The 17088-nt window shown below is 40.3% G+C and carries 15 protein-coding genes, 1 tRNA gene and 1 pseudogene; 10 read left to right on the top strand and 7 right to left on the bottom strand.

The window, feature by feature from the left end:
* Positions 1 to 6: 6 nt before the first annotated feature.
* From QVC79_RS10800 to QVC79_RS10770, 7 genes are all read left to right on the top strand, one after another.
* Positions 7 to 807, top strand: coding sequence for a DUF4271 domain-containing protein (locus QVC79_RS10800; RefSeq protein WP_167513916.1), 801 nt, complete (start codon positions 7 to 9; stop codon positions 805 to 807).
* A gap of 36 nt (positions 808 to 843) precedes the next feature.
* Complete coding sequence (locus QVC79_RS10795) at positions 844 to 1608, top strand: uroporphyrinogen-III synthase (RefSeq protein WP_027202147.1); 765 nt, start codon at positions 844 to 846, stop codon at positions 1606 to 1608.
* A gap of 4 nt (positions 1609 to 1612) precedes the next feature.
* The gene (rnpA, locus tag QVC79_RS10790) at positions 1613 to 2083 is read left to right on the top strand and encodes a ribonuclease P protein component (RefSeq protein WP_270594673.1); all 471 of its coding nucleotides are present in this window, start codon (positions 1613 to 1615) and stop codon (positions 2081 to 2083) included.
* Positions 2043 to 2264, top strand: coding sequence for a membrane protein insertion efficiency factor YidD (gene yidD, locus QVC79_RS10785; RefSeq protein ID WP_124316743.1), 222 nt, complete (start codon positions 2043 to 2045; stop codon positions 2262 to 2264). Before rnpA ends, yidD begins: the two co-directional genes overlap by 41 nt.
* Before the next feature lie 58 nt (positions 2265 to 2322).
* Positions 2323 to 3972, top strand: a complete 1650-nt coding sequence (locus QVC79_RS10780) for a S41 family peptidase (protein ID WP_270544937.1) — start codon at positions 2323 to 2325, stop codon at positions 3970 to 3972.
* A gap of 69 nt (positions 3973 to 4041) precedes the next feature.
* Positions 4042 to 4112, top strand: a tRNA-Gln gene (locus QVC79_RS10775).
* A gap of 911 nt (positions 4113 to 5023) precedes the next feature.
* The gene (locus tag QVC79_RS10770) at positions 5024 to 6061 is read left to right on the top strand and encodes a PL29 family lyase N-terminal domain-containing protein (RefSeq protein ID WP_270594675.1); all 1038 of its coding nucleotides are present in this window, start codon (positions 5024 to 5026) and stop codon (positions 6059 to 6061) included.
* 68 nt (positions 6062 to 6129) lie between these two features.
* Here QVC79_RS10770 and QVC79_RS10765 read toward each other — a convergent pair whose 3' ends face one another.
* Together QVC79_RS10765 and QVC79_RS10760 are read right to left on the bottom strand one after the other, a co-directional pair.
* Positions 6130 to 7041 carry a helix-turn-helix domain-containing protein gene (locus QVC79_RS10765; protein WP_270594676.1) on the bottom strand — a complete coding sequence of 304 codons (912 nt, stop codon included), beginning with the start codon at positions 7039 to 7041 and terminating at the stop codon, positions 6130 to 6132.
* A 9-nt stretch (positions 7042 to 7050) separates the two neighbouring features.
* Positions 7051 to 7719 carry a YczE/YyaS/YitT family protein gene (locus QVC79_RS10760; protein ID WP_270594677.1) on the bottom strand — a complete coding sequence of 223 codons (669 nt, stop codon included), beginning with the start codon at positions 7717 to 7719 and terminating at the stop codon, positions 7051 to 7053.
* Positions 7720 to 7888: 169 nt separating this feature from the next.
* Here QVC79_RS10760 and QVC79_RS10755 point away from each other — a divergent pair, with 169 nt between their 5' ends.
* Genes QVC79_RS10755 through QVC79_RS10745 form a run of 3 tightly spaced genes read left to right on the top strand, consistent with a single transcriptional unit; the run spans position 7889 to position 11834 of the window.
* Entirely contained in the window at positions 7889 to 9193 is a 1305-nt protein-coding gene (locus tag QVC79_RS10755; RefSeq protein ID WP_270594678.1) for a TolC family protein, read from the top strand.
* Positions 9194 to 9216: 23 nt separating this feature from the next.
* On the top strand, positions 9217 to 10251 hold the full coding sequence (locus QVC79_RS10750; RefSeq protein WP_270594679.1) for an HlyD family secretion protein: 1035 nt from the start codon (positions 9217 to 9219) through the stop codon (positions 10249 to 10251).
* 5 nt (positions 10252 to 10256) lie between these two features.
* The gene (locus QVC79_RS10745) at positions 10257 to 11834 is read left to right on the top strand and encodes an MFS transporter (RefSeq protein ID WP_270594681.1); all 1578 of its coding nucleotides are present in this window, start codon (positions 10257 to 10259) and stop codon (positions 11832 to 11834) included.
* A 245-nt stretch (positions 11835 to 12079) separates the two neighbouring features.
* On the opposite strand, the gene QVC79_RS10740 is transcribed toward QVC79_RS10745, so the two are convergent.
* The 5 genes and pseudogenes from QVC79_RS10740 to QVC79_RS10720 form a co-directional block, all read right to left on the bottom strand.
* A complete protein-coding gene (locus tag QVC79_RS10740; RefSeq protein ID WP_270594682.1) occupies positions 12080 to 13927 on the bottom strand; it encodes an ATP-binding protein in 1848 nt (615 codons plus the stop codon).
* Positions 13928 to 13935: 8 nt separating this feature from the next.
* A complete protein-coding gene (locus tag QVC79_RS10735; RefSeq protein ID WP_270594684.1) occupies positions 13936 to 15045 on the bottom strand; it encodes a restriction endonuclease in 1110 nt (369 codons plus the stop codon).
* Positions 15046 to 15049: 4 nt separating this feature from the next.
* Positions 15050 to 15916 carry an adenine-specific DNA-methyltransferase gene (yhdJ, locus tag QVC79_RS10730; RefSeq protein ID WP_270594686.1) on the bottom strand — a complete coding sequence of 289 codons (867 nt, stop codon included), beginning with the start codon at positions 15914 to 15916 and terminating at the stop codon, positions 15050 to 15052.
* Between the two features lie 2 nt (positions 15917 to 15918).
* Positions 15919 to 16191 (bottom strand): helix-turn-helix domain-containing protein, encoded by a 273-nt coding sequence (locus QVC79_RS10725; RefSeq protein WP_333562711.1) that lies wholly within the window; start codon positions 16189 to 16191, stop codon positions 15919 to 15921.
* A 137-nt stretch (positions 16192 to 16328) separates the two neighbouring features.
* Positions 16329 to 17088, bottom strand: a pseudogene (locus tag QVC79_RS10720) (MobV family relaxase); the annotation flags it as partial.

Here is a 17088-nt window from a genome sequence, read left to right as displayed (position 1 = left end):
TTGGGAATGTTGGACAAGCAAATAGATTCAGTTATAACGGATAGTATCGTGCCGGTGTCGGATTCTGTGGTGTTTCCGGCCTCTTTGTTAAGAGAAACGGTCTCTTGGAAACCTTTCTTACCGTTTGACACGCTGACGAATCAGGTGGAATTAGTAGACGGAATTCCTTTGAGCGGGGAGAAAATGAATATTGAATTTATTTCCAGTATTCTGATTTACACGGTCGTGTATCTCGTTTTTATCGCTTTGTTGCGCCTGCGAGGAAGAGGTTTTCTCCCAACGGTGTACACCTATTTTTTCAACCGGAAAAGAGGAGCTAGCTTGCAATCGGAAGGCGGGATGCCAAACTATTTCTTCGTTTTCTTGTCGGTTTGCCTTTCCTTCTCGATCTTGTCCATGTTGATGGCTTTTTTGATCGATCCTCCCTTTGTATTCTTTAATGCCTTAATCTATTTTCTGATCATCTTCGGTTACTATTTTTTAGTCTTGGGACTTGTGCGGCTTTTCGGGTGGGCATTTAATAGAAGGCATTGTGCATCGGAAATCATCTTGAATTTGCGCACAAGCGCAATCGTGTTGGGATTATCCATATCCCCGTTCGTGCTGGCCTTGTTTTACGTGCAAACTTCGGCAATAAATATGTTATTATATGTCATTTCAGGAATTGGTATCATTATTCTGGTTTTCAGATTTATAAGATTGATTAAAATATTATATGGATATAGAGTTTCAATTTTGTATATGATTTTGTACCTTTGTGGGCTTGAAATATTGCCGATTCTTGTCTTGTACAAGCTATTGGAATAAGTTAGAGAAGTTAGTGTAATTTTAAAACAGAAGAAGTTGAAAATAAAGAAGATACTAGTTTCGCAGCCAAAGCCGACAACCGAGAAATCTCCGTATTTTGATTTGGCAGAAGAATTTGGATTGAAATTAGAATTCAAATCATTTATAAAGGTAGAAGGTGTCACGGCAAAAGAATTTCGTCAAGAAAGGATAAATATTCTTGATTTTACCGGGATCGTTTTCACCAGTCGTACGGCTATCGACCATTTCTTCCGGATCTGTACCGAAATGAGGGTAACCGTTCCCGACACGATGAAGTATTTCTGTATATCAGAGGCTATTGCTTTCTATCTTCAGAAATATATCGTGTACCGTAAGAGAAAAATTTTCTACGGGGACAAGAAAGTCGAGGATATGACGAAAATTCTGTTAAAGCACAAGACCGAAAACTTCCTAGTTCCGGTTTCCGACGTGCATAAAGAAAATATCCCCGCTTTGATGGATGAACTACACCTGAAGTACACGAAATCCGTATTCTATAAAACCGTGTCCAGTGATGTAGCCTCTGAGATTCCGGATTTGAAAGAGTATGATATATTGGCATTCTACACTCCGGCCGGTATCAAGTCATTGTTCCACAACTACCCGAATTTTGAGCAGGGTTCGACAATTATTGCGGCCTTCGGGGAGGCGACAGCCGAGGCGGTTGAGGAGGCCGGGTTGAGGCTTGATATAAAAGCTCCCACGGAAAAAGCCCCTTCGATGACCATGGCGCTGGAACAGTTCATTAAGGCTTACAACAAAGAAAATAAATCAAAATAGGAAAATGGACATCAAACGATGTCCATTTTTTGTATGTTTGCACTCGTATATGGATGAAACGATAAAATACACGTTTTGCAAGGAAGAACGGCTATGCCGGAAGGGGGGATTCGAGGAACTTCTGTCCTCGGGCTATAGTTTCGTGTCTTATCCGTTACGAGTGGTCATCCGGTTATACCCGAGGGAAGAGAAAGATTTTCCGGCTCGGATAGCCGTGAGCGTTTCTAAAAGGCGTTTCAAGCGAGCCGTGAAACGTAACCGGGTAAAACGTTTGATTCGGGAGACCTATCGTCTGAATAAAAATATATTGTACTCTTATATCCCGGAGGATAAAACGATGGATATATTGTTCATATATTTGCATGACGAAATTTTTGAATATGGTAAAATCGAAAAAGCGATAACCGGTGCTATTAAAAAAATTAGGAGCTATATTGAAAAAGATAGTGGTGGGGATATTGCTGATACCCATTAAATTTTATCAGTTATGCATTTCCCCTTGGACACCCCCGAGTTGCCGCTATACCCCGACCTGTTCACAATATGCGGTGGAGGCGTTACGGAAACACGGTCCGGTAAAAGGATTATTCCTTGCGATAAAACGGATATGTTCTTGCCATCCATGGGGAGGTTCGGGCTACGATCCGGTGCCGTGAAATTTGTTATTTTGTTGGATATATACTATTTTCGCTAGATTGTTATTAAAATAAGATTATGAGAAAAAATACACGTGTAATTATCTTCATTTCGGGAGTCTTGTTACTGGCTTTCGGGATGCTTGGCTTGAAGGAAGACGATAAAAGATTCCAGATTAGTAAGGGATTGGATATTTTTGCCACGCTTTTCCGGGACGTGAATCTTTTTTACGTGGATGACGTGCAGCCGGAGAAAATGGTGCAGGACGGGATTGACGCCATGTTGAAGAAACTGGACCCCTACACGGTTTATTACCCGGAAACTAAGTTGGACGAGTTCAAGATGATGACGACGGGCGAATACGCCGGGATCGGTTCCGTGATCGGTATGAAGGATGATTACGTGGTGATCCGCGAACCCTACAAGGGGTCTCCTTCTTACAAGGCCGGGTTACTTCCGGGTGATTTGATTCTGGCTGTTGACGGGGAAAATATGAAGGGAAAGAATGTCGAGTACGTGAGTTCCCGTCTGAAAGGACAACCCGGTAAAGAGGTGGTGCTTAAATTGCAACGTGTCGGGGAAGAAAAGCCTTTGGAGAAGCGGGTTCTTCGGGAAGTCGTACAGGTTCCCAGTGTTCCTTACTACGGGATGCTGAATAACGAGATTGGGTACATCTATTTTACCGGTTTCACGGATAAGGCTGCCGACGACGTGAGAAGCGCGATCATGGATTTGAAAAACCGGGGAGCGCAGTCCCTTGTTCTCGATCTTCGCGGTAACGGGGGTGGATTGCTGGATCAGGCAGTGGAGATTGCCAATTTCTTCCTGCCTAAAGGTTCCTTGATTGTAAGCACGAAAGGAAAGATGAAACAATGGGATAAGGAATATCGCACGACGAGAAATCCCTTGTTGCCGGATATGAAACTGGCCGTGCTGATCGATCGGGCATCTGCCTCAGCCTCGGAGATTCTTTCCGGTTCATTGCAGGATTACGATCGGGCGGTTGTAATTGGTGAACGTTCATTCGGCAAGGGATTGGTGCAGACTACCCGTGATCTGGTCTATAACACGAAATTAAAGGTAACCACGGCGAAATATTATATTCCTAGCGGACGCTGTATTCAAGCGGTAGATTATTCCCACCGTAATCCGGATGGTAGCGTGGGTACGATTCCCGATTCTTTAATGAAACCCTTTAAAACGAAAGCTGGGAGAACGGTGTATGACGGTGGTGGTATCACGCCGGACGTGAAGATTGAACCGGAGAAATACGCTAAAGTAACCCAAGAACTGGTGTTGCAGGATATGATCTTTGATTTTGTTAATGAATATGCGGCAACTCATCCCACGATTGCAGCTCCTTCTGAATTTGTTTTGTCGGATGAATTGTTCAACGAGTTCAAGGAATACTTGAAAAAGCGTGAATTTGAATACGAGACAGCCTCCCAGCTTGTTCTGGAAAGATTGGTAAAGGCAACTCAAGACGAGAAATACTATGATCAGGTGTCCAGTCAGGTAGAGCAATTGAAGAATAGTCTCGGACACTCTATTGATCGGGATTTGGATGTTTTCAAGAAAGAGATTTCCGATATATTGTCCGACCAGTTGATGGAACGTTATTACATGCAAGAGGGTGTGATAGAGTATCATATCCGTAATGACAAGGATATAGCTAAGGCGCTGGAGGTTTTGTCGAACAACGAAGAGTATCAAAAAATATTGAAGTAGCATGAAAAAATAGATAGTAGTTTTTTGAAATCCCAAAAAACTACTATCTTTGCACCGCAATAAAACAATTGCCCTATTGTGTAATGGTAGCACTACAGATTCTGGTTCTGTCTGTCTGGGTTCGAATCCTAGTGGGGCAACAACATGAAGAAAACCCTTATAGTTGGAAAACTGTGAGGGTTTGTTTTTTGAATGAAAATTGTTGATTATCAGTGCTGTTACATCTCTTTTCTATTTTGTCTGAATGATTTGTGATATTAGGATTAAGGGATAATTTGATGTAGTTCTAGTATCATTTTAGGTATCATTTCCCCGTTTTGCCAATAAATTCAGGTATCATGTTAATGTGTTTATTGTTAGTGTTTTACGAGTAAATATTATGATTATGAACGAGTGTGCCTCATTTTGCTTATGTATGTTTGGAAGGAATAAGTGAGGATTATATTTGTTTGTGCTAAGGTTTATTCTGAATCCATAATTAATAGATAATGACTAACGGATTACTATCGAATATAATATTTTCATTATATTTTATAAATATTTTATGAACCTTATTTTATATAAGGTTCATATAAGGTTACTATAAGGTATCTATAAGGTTTATGATGGTAGTAATCAAGTATTCTTCAATTGATGACAATGTAATTAGGACTGAATTCCTTATCATTTAGCTGTTAATTTTCATATAGTTACGATTCATGCGGATGATAATAGATTTCGGATGTATAATTAATATTTGTTTTATAATAACCAATATTGGATTGTTTTTGTTGAAGAATATATCTAACTTTGCATAGTTGAAGTGAGTAATCATTTCAGCTTGTGTGTGTAGGAAGCATCGGCTTATACTGATTTTAGAAAGTCTGTAAACTTCGTGGGGATGTGTGACAGGTGTTCTACTTGCTATATATTCTTTATGAGATGTTAGGTTAAGCATGAATATTTTGTATGTACCTTGAATTTACCAGAACTTTTTAGAGCGGATAATCTCAATTCCCATGCTTTCTTTGTATAATGACCTTTTGGGGATTGGAGGATTGTATAAATTGTTATGAGATTTAGAATTGTTATTCTAGCATTGTCATTTTTAATGCTAAACTTGGTTGGATGTGATGATAAGGACTATTCAGATGACATCGATGCCTTAAAAAGAGAATTGGAAGAAACAAAAGCATCTATTAAAACACTTCAGGACTTGACAAATGCCTTGCAAAATCAATTGTTTATCGATTCGTACGAAAAAACAGATGATGGCTATACTTTGAAGATGAGCGATGGGAGTAAAATTACTGTTACACAAGGGAAAAAAGGAGAGGATGGGACAGATGCCCCGGCTATTACGGAGATCAAAGAAACGGAAGATGCTATGGAGTTTATATTCAGCAATGGAAATACAATCACGTTACCTAAGAATGAGAAATATGATGTGATCACGTTAGATATTGAAGTTACAGAAATAAATAGACAATTTGAATTTTCATTTACAATATCCGATAGCGATTACTTTGGTTATGGTCCATTATTCTCATTTCCTGAAAATTTAGAAATTAACTGGGGTGATGGTTGGATGACAGGAAATTACAGGCATAAATATAAAAAAGCGGGAAACTATACGGTAACAATTAAAGCAAAACAGATTTACGGTCTAAAGCCGGAATATGTAGAAAAAATAAAGAGTATCGATATTTCCCAATGTTCAAATATAAAATACCTTGACTTATCTTATTGTGAGGGAAATGTTACACTTCGTAATTTAAAAAATCTTATTGAAATAGAAGGTAATAGTAATAATGATATAACAGAATTGAATTTAGAAAATCTTCCCAATCTGCGAGCTGTTCGCATAGGTTCTTTTTATACCGAGAAGTCTCCATTGAAAGGAGTAAATTTCACGAATTGTCCTAAAGTGGAAATTTTAGATATTTCGAGTACAATGCTTACAATTATTGATATTAGCGGATTGACAAATTTGTATGATTTTAGATGTTGTAACACGATGGCTACAATAGGGGTGTGGGAAGGATTTGATGTTACGAATTATAGTGATTGGTCTGTGCCTGAAGGAGTAAAATATGAAGTCAAAAAATAATGGAATGTAGTATTTGATTCTTTTGGAGAGAAAGAATAAACCCCTTATCGTTTTAATACTGTAAGGGGTTACTTTTTGGATTTCACCATCACGTTTCTGAATTCTAGGGGTGAAATGCCGGCCCATCTTTTGAAAAACTTACTGAAAGAGGCTTGATCTGAGAAATGTAACTCGGTGGCGATTTGTTGGATGGAAAATTCGGATAAGGCGAGAAGGTTACGAGCCTCGCTGTACAACATTTCGCAAATGAAATTATTCACGGTGCGACCGGTTTGTGCTTTGATGATAGAAGTCAAGTATTGGGGCGTGATACTCATTTGCCGGGCATAAAAAGGAACGGAATGTTCCGTTTTGTAATGGAGCATGAGTAACGAGATGAACTTCCGTAATATATTGGCGTATCGGGTTTGCGGAACACTTTCGATAGCTTCATTTACCTTCTTATTATCCAGTATATTGTCTATTTCCAAATAATAGCGGGTTAGGGCGTTCTGGATCATTTCCAACTGATAGGAATGTTCCGTCCGGAAAAGTTGAGTCCGGAGGTCTTCCATGGTGGAAGCTAGTAGGTGTTTCTCTTCCTCGGAAATTTGCACGATCGGGTAGTGGTACATGTTCATCCCGTGGGTAATTCGGTGTTGGATGTTGAGAATGGGTAGGCGATCGATGAAATTCTTACGGGAACAGAGGCACAGGCATTGAAAATCACGGCTTACTTGACGAAAATTTGTGAGGTGCAGTGGGGACAGGATGCACAATGAATGAGCGTCAATTGGGTATTCCACGCTATCGACCAAAAGCGTGGCTCTTCCCGATAGCACCAGCATATAGGAAAAGGCATTCAGGTAAACGGATTTATTTCCGAACAGGAGAAATTTAGGGCCGATGTCAGAGGTGAACACGGTGATCTCCCCCTTGTAGGATTCACCTTTTTTGAAGGTCTCGATTTCTTGGATGTTGACAATATTGTAAGACTCCATGCTGAAGGGTTATCTTATGATGATGGAGCGAAGTTTGTGTAATGTTTTTTGTGTCATGATTTTTTGGTTTAGAAAGCTTACCAGATAACCCGTTATGCAGGCCGCAATGATGGAACCTTCCCGCACACCTTCTACACGTTGGCTCAAGATGAGGGAAAGGATTACGGCAGATGTGACTAGGGTAACGTCGAAGTACACTTTGAATTTTCCGAATTCTTTGTTACAACTGCGGGAGGCATATTTTACGAATCCCTCGGCACTCATCATGGCAACATGGGGTTTTATTTCGAGGACAACACCGATGGATTGCACGAGGCAGCCAACGAGTAGCAAGGCGATGGACATCCCGTAATTCGAGGGGTGTACACCACTTGTCAAAAGCATATTCAGATCGATAAATGCCGAGAATATGAAAGAAAAAGGTAACTGGAGTAGAATCTCGATGATGTCCCGTTTACTTTTATTATTCCGGATTAGCCAGAATTGCCCGATGATCAATAGCATATTGATGATGAATGTGCAGGTACCCAAGGATAGAGAGCTGTTCAGGCTCAACACGTAGTTTACGCTGGAAATAGGAGTGGTGCCTAGTGCAGAACGGATGATTAATACGATTCCCGCGGCTAGAAAATACAATCCGATAACGAATATCAAATACTTTTTTAAAAGTTCCTTCATAGTTAATTCTCCCTTTGTAAAAAACGCACGAAGATACTGTTTTTCGATGGAAATAGGAATAATTGCGGGTAGGTAGTTTCAAATAAAACAAATTCTCTCGGTTTTCGAACATCCGATTGTTGTGGCTTTTTTAGGAATTTTGCAGCGTCTTAAAGAAAGAGAAAGCAAGATGAATAGGAAGAAAATTGTGACAGGACTATTGTGTATGGCCGGTCTGTTACCGGTTTGTGCGCAACAAAGGGTTTTGAGTGTGGATGAAATGTTTCGTTTGGCCGACACGAATAGTCGGAGTATTCGCTCGTATCGTTTAGCTGTTGATGAAGCAAAACAGGGGACGAAAACGGCTAAAAGTGATAAACTGCCTTCTATCGAGGCAAATTTATCGTTCAGTTATATCGGGAACGGCTGGATAACGGATCGGGATTTTTCTGACGGGCAGAAGGCCTCAATGCCGCATTACGGGAATAATTTTGCGATTAAAGCTACACAGGTGGTGTATGCCGGGGGAGCTATCAACCGTAGTATTCAGTTGAGCGAGTTGCAACAACAGGTGGCAGAACTGGAATTACAGGATAACCGTCAGGAGGTGCGGTTTCTGTTGGTGGGGTATTACTTGGAACTTTACCAGTTGTATAACCAACAAGAGGTTTATGAGAAAAATATCGAGCAAACCCGCTTGTTGGTGAAAGAGATTCAAGCTGCCTTTCAACAGGGGACAGCCTTGAAAAGTGATATTACCCGTTATGAACTTCAATTGCAGAATCTGGAGCTGGGATTGACGAGTACCCGGAACCGGATTAAGATTTTGAACCGTCAGTTGACCACGACGATCGGCTTGGCCCCGGAGACGGTTATTTTGCCCGATACGACCGTGTTGGCAAGGAATATCGAGAGACGGGATGAGTTGTCTTGGCAGGGGATGAAAAATGAGTCTCCACGCTTGAAACTGGCTGATTTGGGGGTAGAGATGAGTAAGAAACAACAGGATTTGGTTCGTGCCGGACGTAGGCCGAATATCGGGCTCGTGGCCGCGAATAATTTTGACGGACCGATATTGATTGAGGTACCACCGATTGACAAGAATTTTAGTTACTGGTACGTCGGGATCGGTATCTCGTACAAGTTTGATGCTCTTTTTAAGAATAATAAGAAGTTGAAACAAGCCCGGATTGCTACCCGGAAGGCGGAAGAGGATCGGTTACTGGCGGATGAACAGGTCTCTAACGGGATTCATGCCGCGTGGGTTGAACTGGACGAGGCTTATTTCCGGTTACGTACACGGGAGAAGAGCGTGCAATTGGCTCACGAAAATTATGATGTGGTGCATTACCGTTACCTGAACGGGTTGTCCTTGGTGACGGATATGTTGGATGCCAGTAATATCCAGTTAAGTAGCGAGTTGGAGTTGACGAATGCCCGGATCGGTATTCTGTATCAGTATTATTTGTTGAAGAGAACAATCGGTAGTTTATAATTATTTTAATTGATATTTCAGTTATGAGTACAAATAGAAAGAAATTGATTCCTAACGTGGTTTTAAGCCTTGTTATTGTTGTCGGAATTTGTTGGGTAGCCAGTCGTTTTATTCATTTGGGACGGGTGGAATACACGAATAATGCTCAGGTGAAACAACATATTACCCCGATAAATACCCGTGTACAGGGATTTATCAAGAAGATATATTTCGAAGAGTACGAGCGTGTGCGTAAAGGTGATACGCTGGTGGTGATTGAGGATGCCGAGTATTGCCTGCGGCTGGCACAGGCGGAGGCGGATTACCGGAACGCGTTGGTCGGGATGGAGGCGATGCACACGACGGTTCACGCGGCGCAGAGTAATGTTTTGGTGACGGATGCCGGGATCGAGGAAGTACGGGTGAGATTGGCGAATGCGGAGAAAGACTACGAGCGTTACAAGGAGTTGTTGAAACAGGAGGCAGTTACCGTGCAACAGTTTGATCAGGTGAAGACGGAGTTCGAGGCGACAAAGGCCCGTTACGAGCAAATCCTTCGTCAGAGACAGGCGGTTTCACTGGTGAAACAGGAACAAACGCAGCGTTTGGAACAGAACGAGGCGAATATCAAGCTTGCCGAGGCTGCATTGAATTTGGCTCGACTGAATCTTTCGTACACGGTGATTCTGGCCACGACCGATGGGGTGACCGGGCGCAAGAATATACACGAGGGGGAACTCGTGCAACCGGGGCAGACGATGGTTAATCTCGTGGATGTGACCGAGAAATGGGTGATCGCGAATTACAAGGAGACGCAGACGACTCGCATGGAGGAAGGACAGATGGTGGAGATCGAGGTGGATGCTATTCCGGGAGTAAGGTTTGAGGGACGTGTGGCGTCCATTTCGGAGGCCACGGGAGCTTCTTTTGCACTGATCCCGCAGGATAATTCTGCGGGAAATTTCGTGAAGGTGGAACAACGTATCCCGGTTCGTATTGAATTCACGGGAACGAATAGACCGGAGGATATGAACCGCTTGCGTGCCGGGATGAACGTGGAATGTAAGGTTAATTACTAGAGAAGATGTCAGCACCGAATATACCGACACGCATCATGATGTTCCGGGATTTTGTCCCGGATCGGGTGCGTGTGTTTCTTTGTTTGTTTTTTGCCGTGACCTTTCAATTCTGCGGGGGGATTTATTTGGCATCCGTTTCGCAGATGGTTGGGTCGCTGGCGTTGATGCAGGAGGATATTATGATGGCCGGTTATGCCTCGTTCGTGGGGACAACGGTTGTTTTTCCTATTCTTTTTCGCTTGAAGTTTCGTTTCACGTCCCGGTCGATTTTCTTGATGGTCTGCCCGGCATTGATTGTTTGTAACTTGATCACGATGAGTACGGGGAGTCTCCCGGTGCTGGTCGGGGTTTGCTTTATTGCCGGGATGTTGCGTATGTGGGGGACGTTTGAGTGTTTGTCGAACGTGCAGCTCAGTATCACGCCGACTCGTAATTTCGCGGTGTTCTTTCCGGTCGTGTATCTTATCGTGTTGGGAAGTATCCAGTTGTCGGGGTTGGCGACGGTTTATTTAGGCTATTGGGCTGACTGGCGATATATACATGGGTTGATTGTCGGGTTGTTGCTTGTCGTTTGGTTGTGCGCGGTTCTGTTTACCCGCCATTTCCGGTTTATGAAGGCGTTGCCGTTGTACGGGATAGATTGGTTGGGCGGTATTTTGTGGGCGATCTTTCTTTTGGCGTTGGCTTTCGTTTTTGAGTACGGTAAGTTTTATGATTGGTTGTATTCTCCTTATATCCGTTCGGGGATTGTGGTGGCGGTCGTGGCGTTGTTGTTGAATATTAACCGGATGCACACGTTGCGGCATCCTTATATCACGCGGGAAGCATTGGGGTATCGGAATATGGGGGCGATATTGCTTGCCTTTTTGGTGCTGTGTTGTTTGCAGACGACGCCGACGATTCTGCAAAATATATTTACCGGGAGTATTTTGAAATATGACGTGTTGAACTCGGTATCTCTGAACTGGTGGAACTTGTTGGGAATCGTTTTGGGAGCTTTGGCAGTTTATTACTGGCACGCCCGCTTGCATGGGGGCTACAAAAGGGCCGTGTTTACCGGGTTTGCGCTGATCGTGATGTACCAGTGTTTCATGTATTTTCTGATCGATCCTCGGATGAATATTGAATGGCTTTACTTGCCGACGTTGTTAAGAGGGGCGGGGTACGTGATGATTTATATATCGTTGACGGTTTACATCTCGGGCTTCGTGCCGTTCCAGCATTTCTTTCAAGTGTTGTCTTTGCTGGGGTTCGTGCGGACGGGGTTCGGTTCGGCATTAGGAAGTGCGATTTATGGGCGGGCGATGCAACACGTTCTGCCGGGGAACTATCAGTTGTTGACTGCCGATCTGGATGCAGTGAATCCTGTTGCCGCTCATATCCCGACGGGACAGCTCTATGGCGAGACGATGAGGCAGGTGATGCTGGTCAGCGTGAAGGAAGTATATGGCTGGACGTGTATTATCGGGATTTTCTTTTTGCTGATGCTTTTGAGTTACAGGTATCTGAACCGGAACACGGTAGGACGTTTACCCGGAATGAGGCAGATTAAGCGAGTTATGAAACGGGATGTCAGTTATTAGTTGGCTGCGATTTAGGGAATGTGGTCAGGTTGATTGCAATTTATAATGACGATTTGCGGGTTTGCTATTTTTATTTTAGATTTTTATCGATTTGACTTAACCGGTTGAGAAATAAACTTTTAGCGAATTATTTGAGAAATAGAGGTAACGATTTAGCAACTGTGCGAATTTCAGCGTTTTGCGTTGCTATGCTGTCAAATAACTCTTTCTAAATGCAAAGATACAAAATAGACTTGAATTCAAGTCTATTTTGTATGATTTGTTTTAAATCGTTCCCGTAAGATTTTTAAGAACGTGGAATTTCTTGAATCCGCATCTTCTACCATTGCTTTATAATCAAGAATATACGCATTTTGTATAACACTTTGCTTCATATCCAAATCTAAATATACAGATTTCGAACGGAAATACATTTCACCATTAGAGAATAGTGGTTTAAACCCATTATTTATCAGATGTTTCCTATACCTATCGTCAAAATCAACAATTCCATAGAACCACATTCTTTGAACTCGATTACCATAATATTCGGCTAAACGTTGAGTTCTTGTATCTAACTGAAATTCTACTATCGAATTTTGTTCTGCACTAATACCCAATCGTTTAAGCTCAACTACAACAACATCAACTTTGGCATTTTCATTGTTAGGATTTTCCGAGAAAAATAATGTTATATCAGGTCTGTCATCATCATTATCTTTAACCTCACCTTGCGTAATTACATTAATTACTTTGGACATTTCAGCTTCACTTAATACCATATAATAGCTCATAAACTTATCATCAAAAATCCATACATTATTGTTGTACAAATCAGTGATGATATTTTCATCCTTGAACTCGGAAAATTTTGGTGCAATAAGGTTATGAATATCCGCTTCTTTATTTTTGGCATTTAATGTTTGCATTCTTTTTATGACATTTTGTCTAAACAGAATATATTCCGCTAAAGCTCGTGCAGATAAATCAAGTGATTTCTCAAACTGCTCGTCATTTAACTCTTTTGCACCCAAGATTTCTTTTTGGTCTCTAAAAAATTTATCTTGCGCTTTCTTTAATACATCAGACTGCGAAGAATATCCAATGTCATTATTTTCAAAATATCCACTTAAATGAGGATATGTATCATTTAGGTATTTCTCCTTACTTTTATTATTTCTTTCAATCTGAGGAAACTGTTCTTTTACAACCTCTGCAATAGCATTACGAAAGATGAATTTAATAATACTTAAGTCTGAATCAGGTATAGATAAGTTTATACGAGCTCCATCTACACTCCCTTGAAAAGATTCAGACATAAGCAAAAATATCATTTCATAACCTGTTGGCAAATTTTCTCCTGCAATAATATCTATCTTATGGCTACGTTCGTCTATTGCTAATGCAGTAATGACATTACTATCTTTTGGAGCAACTTCTCTAACATTATAATATAATTCAATTTTGTTAAAAAGGTCTGTTTGAGCACCTAATGGCTTTATTTGAAAATTCGGTAATTCAACTGTATTGATTGTATCTTCAACACAAGAGCCTCCAATGGTAGTTTTGATATAAACACTTATTTGTTTGCCAGCAAGTTTAGCTTTATAGAACTTCATATAAAAGTTTTCTAATAAAGCTTTCTTTATATAATGTGGATTTATATAATCATTTTTGCCAAGTCTTTCTCCTGTGAAGCCACTCATTCTAAAAATTGAGCCATTGAGTGTTGGCTCGATTTCAGTTATAGTACAATCTTTATCAAATGCTTCATTAAATTCAAAAACTCGTTGTTTTGAATTATCGAAAACGCTTTTAACTTCAACTTTATCAAAATAGCATAAATAGACCAAGCGTCCTAAACCTTTGTGGCTTTGTTCTTCAACATCAAATAATTTGGAAAATTTTCCAAATCTTACATCATTGAATCCAACACCATTATCTGAAAGTATAACTATTAAATTATGCAATTCTCCATAATTACTCAATGATATATTGATATTGAATTCGGTAGCATTTGCATCTAAAGCATTTGCAAACGCTTCAAAATAAATCATCTCAAATGACGATTTAGAAAAAAACATCTTCAATGCTTGTTTGATATTAACTTCCATATTATTTTTTATAATTCATCCTCATAGTTAAACTCAACTCTACTTTGAAGTATTATCTCTTTGAGTACATTCGAAATCAGCCCTGCATCTTCTACTCTTTGAAAATGATGTAGCAGTGTTGGGATATTTATAATTTCCTCTATGCATTCCATATACTTACAAACAATATCTTCTACAACATAAGTTTTGGAAGCATCTTTATACAATTTATCTTTCAAAATACCCACATCATCAAGCGATTTAACCACGAATGTAATAGGATATTTTTCTATTTTCTCAATGTCAAGAAAATACTTTTTGAAATCCAACGTTTCTGTTACTTGGAAAAATCTCCCCAAAGGTTTCATTACAAAATCAATACCTCCATCATTGGCATTTGTTCTTCCTGTCTTATAAAGTTTTAAGGCTTCTTCGTTCAAATTTTCCCAAGAATACCCCCATATAATAGTTTGCTCTTTATAGTAATATTTGAGAATAGCATAACTAACTATCTCAAATAATCTTGCATCAACATTTGGAGCAAGCAACCCTATTATAAACTCATGAACATTTACACTATTGCTATCTTCGATAGCCTGTAATTCTTCGCATTGTGCGATGAAACGTTGAAACGAATCTTGCTTAACTTTCACATATTCATCTATAATTGCGATAATAGCTTTAGCAATATTATATTGGTTCCCATTGACATCAACTATTAATAAATTTTCATTTATCCAATAACGGTTAGTTTCCAAGTTTCGCAAAATAGGAGTTATTTCTGATGTGGGAAAGAACTTTTGGAATTCCGCATTCATTCGATTATTCAATGCGTGATTTTGCAATTTACTTCCAAAAGGAAGTTCTCGTTGTCTCTGAAATAAACGAGAAAATTGCGCTCCTTCATAATTTTTATACATGGAATTTGTATCGAAATTATGTGCTATATAATCTTCAATTATAACATATATAGCATAAAGATTGGCAAAACTGGAACGGGATTTAGAACCTTTACTTGCAGATTTAGTTTTTTCATTGATATATTGAATCAAAAGATTTTTTGTGTAAATCTCCGTTCCATTTTCTCCGTATATTCGGAATAAAATATCTTTAATGATAGGTGTAAAGCTGTGTTCCATAAGTTTAAAAAAACAATGATGGTTGCTGAATATCTGTAGATATTGTTGGTTTATACACTTTTTGTAATGCTTCTAATGGTAATCCTTTGTATTCTGTTGCTAATTCTAATCGTCTAAGTCCGATTTTAATATACTCTTCTTGCAACTCAATCCCAATCGACTGCCTCCCTAAAGTTTTTGCCACATAAGAAGTTGTAAATGTACCAGAAAATGGGTCTAATACAACATCTCCCACTTTGGAACTTGCTTTTATTATTCTTTCAAGTAAGGCTATAGGTTTTTGGGTCGGATGATTTTCATATTCATCCATCCTATACCTAACTCGTGCGAAATCCCAAACATTGCCCGGAACTTTTTCTGTATTGTAAGGCTGTGGCGGATTTTTCCTATAGTCTATCAATTTGCGTTTTGCGCCAGTCTTTGCCTCTACCTTTATATCTTCAGCATTAAAGGTATAGTTGTTTTTATCCTTTACACAAAAAAGAATCGGTTCATACATAGAGCCAAAGTAGCGTTTAGCTTGTACCCCCGAACTATCATAAGCCCATACAAGACGAGATAGAATTGTTAGTTTCTTACGTAGAAAAATATCAAAATACGGCATGAATTGTGTCGATGTCATAACATAAAAAGCCCCTGATGGCTTCAACTTTTTAACACATAAATTCAGCCATTCATAACACCATTCTAAATAAGCTTCATCCGTTTCCCACTTATCTTTACAACCTGCGAAATCCTTTCCTATGTTATAAGGAGGGTCTGCGAATATTAAATCAATCGATTCATCCGCAATTTCTTCATTCAAAGCTATTATTGCATCTGAATGAATTATCTTATGTTCGGTATTCCCTATAACTTCAATATTATTCATACTTATAAAGTTTTTTGTGCCACTTTCAATATCTGAGTAGCATTATTCTCATTTTTAATAAGCCTGCAAACTTTATCTGCAAGCCATAATGTTACAAGCTCATTTTTATCAATCTGCAATATTTGGGCAATTGCTTCAACTTGCTCCCGTCTTGCTTCCCTCTCACCTTTCTCTATTTTGCAATATGTTGCAGTGTCAATATCCAGTGCCGCAGCCAATTGACGTTGCAGCATTTGGTTTTGAATACGAAGTTCTTTTATGCGCTCTGAAAACATCAGTTTTACTCTTTATTGTCTTGACATTATTTGGCAAATTTACTACTTTTATTTTGTTTAAGCACTATTGCAAGCCAATAATTTGGTTGACTTAAATTTAGCGATTGTGGTACAGCTAATTATTTATCTATTTCCACTTAAATTCCCTTGCCTTTCCTTTGCGGTTGTATAGGTCGGCGTATGTTCTGCTTTAACTTCTCGAACTGTTCCTTGAACCACTCGGCAATGGGCTTTCGGTCGATGGCAAGAACTAATCTCGTCCCGTCCGTGGGGTCTTTCACTACTTGAAACCCAGCCTTTTCGGTCGTGAATTTCCGTCCGTGTTCCTCCGAGTAGAGTTCCCCCGCATACTCCAACGGCTTTCCCTTGACGAGCGTTGCGGTCTGTCTTTCATCGAACCCAATAAGGCGGCAGAGGTTTTCGATACGGAGCATTTCACGGAAATAGGGAAACCATGCCGCCGCCCTTGCGATTACCGTTTTCAAGAAAGATATTTCCTCCTTGTGCTTCGTTTCCTTGTCCGCTATCTCCCTGCGGTGCTTCCATTCTACTTCTGCCATCTGTCGGCTGTGGTCTGCCTGCATGGTTTGTATTCTGTCTTGCAGGGCTTCGATGGTTTCCTCGTGGTCGGCTATCTCTCTATGCAGGGCGGTGTTCTCCCTTTCCAATGTCTTGACCTTGTTGCTGCCGAAAAGAGAACCGACGCTTTCGGCGATGTTGGCGGCTGCGGCGGTTGCCGCCCCTTTCAGCTTCTCGGTCTGTATTTCTTTTTTCGCCCGTTTGAGTTCCTCCTGCGCCGTTTCTTTTTGCTGCTGCAAATCCACCACCTCCGCTTTCAGATTGTCGGAGAGTTTCTGTATATCCCGATAATACTGCTGCGTGGACTTGTGGCGAGCC

Source organism: Butyricimonas sp., assembly GCF_019423355.1.
Taxonomy (GTDB): Bacteria; Bacteroidota; Bacteroidia; order Bacteroidales; family Marinifilaceae; genus Butyricimonas; species Butyricimonas faecihominis.
The sequence above is the reverse complement of the archived record's forward strand: the minus strand, read 5'-3'. Positions and strand labels throughout refer to the sequence as shown.

Bases quoted from the DNA above. Each gene is read 5' to 3' on its own strand.
- QVC79_RS10770 (WP_270594675.1), top strand. From the start codon at position 5,024: ATGAGATTTAGAATTGTTATTCTAGCATTGTCATTTTTAATGCTAAAC.
- QVC79_RS10735 (WP_270594684.1), bottom strand. From the start codon at position 15,045: ATGGAACACAGCTTTACACCTATCATTAAAGATATTTTATTCCGAATA.
- QVC79_RS10800 (WP_167513916.1), top strand. From the start codon at position 7: ATGTTGGACAAGCAAATAGATTCAGTTATAACGGATAGTATCGTGCCG.
- QVC79_RS10750 (WP_270594679.1), top strand. From the start codon at position 9,217: ATGAGTACAAATAGAAAGAAATTGATTCCTAACGTGGTTTTAAGCCTT.
- QVC79_RS10745 (WP_270594681.1), top strand. From the start codon at position 10,257: ATGTCAGCACCGAATATACCGACACGCATCATGATGTTCCGGGATTTT.
- yhdJ (WP_270594686.1), bottom strand. From the start codon at position 15,916: ATGAATAATATTGAAGTTATAGGGAATACCGAACATAAGATAATTCAT.
- QVC79_RS10725 (WP_333562711.1), bottom strand. From the start codon at position 16,191: ATGTTTTCAGAGCGCATAAAAGAACTTCGTATTCAAAACCAAATGCTG.
- QVC79_RS10780 (WP_270544937.1), top strand. From the start codon at position 2,323: ATGAGAAAAAATACACGTGTAATTATCTTCATTTCGGGAGTCTTGTTA.
- QVC79_RS10740 (WP_270594682.1), bottom strand. From the start codon at position 13,927: ATGGAAGTTAATATCAAACAAGCATTGAAGATGTTTTTTTCTAAATCG.
- QVC79_RS10760 (WP_270594677.1), bottom strand. From the start codon at position 7,719: ATGAAGGAACTTTTAAAAAAGTATTTGATATTCGTTATCGGATTGTAT.
- QVC79_RS10755 (WP_270594678.1), top strand. From the start codon at position 7,889: ATGAATAGGAAGAAAATTGTGACAGGACTATTGTGTATGGCCGGTCTG.
- QVC79_RS10765 (WP_270594676.1), bottom strand. From the start codon at position 7,041: ATGGAGTCTTACAATATTGTCAACATCCAAGAAATCGAGACCTTCAAA.
- rnpA (WP_270594673.1), top strand. From the start codon at position 1,613: ATGGACATCAAACGATGTCCATTTTTTGTATGTTTGCACTCGTATATG.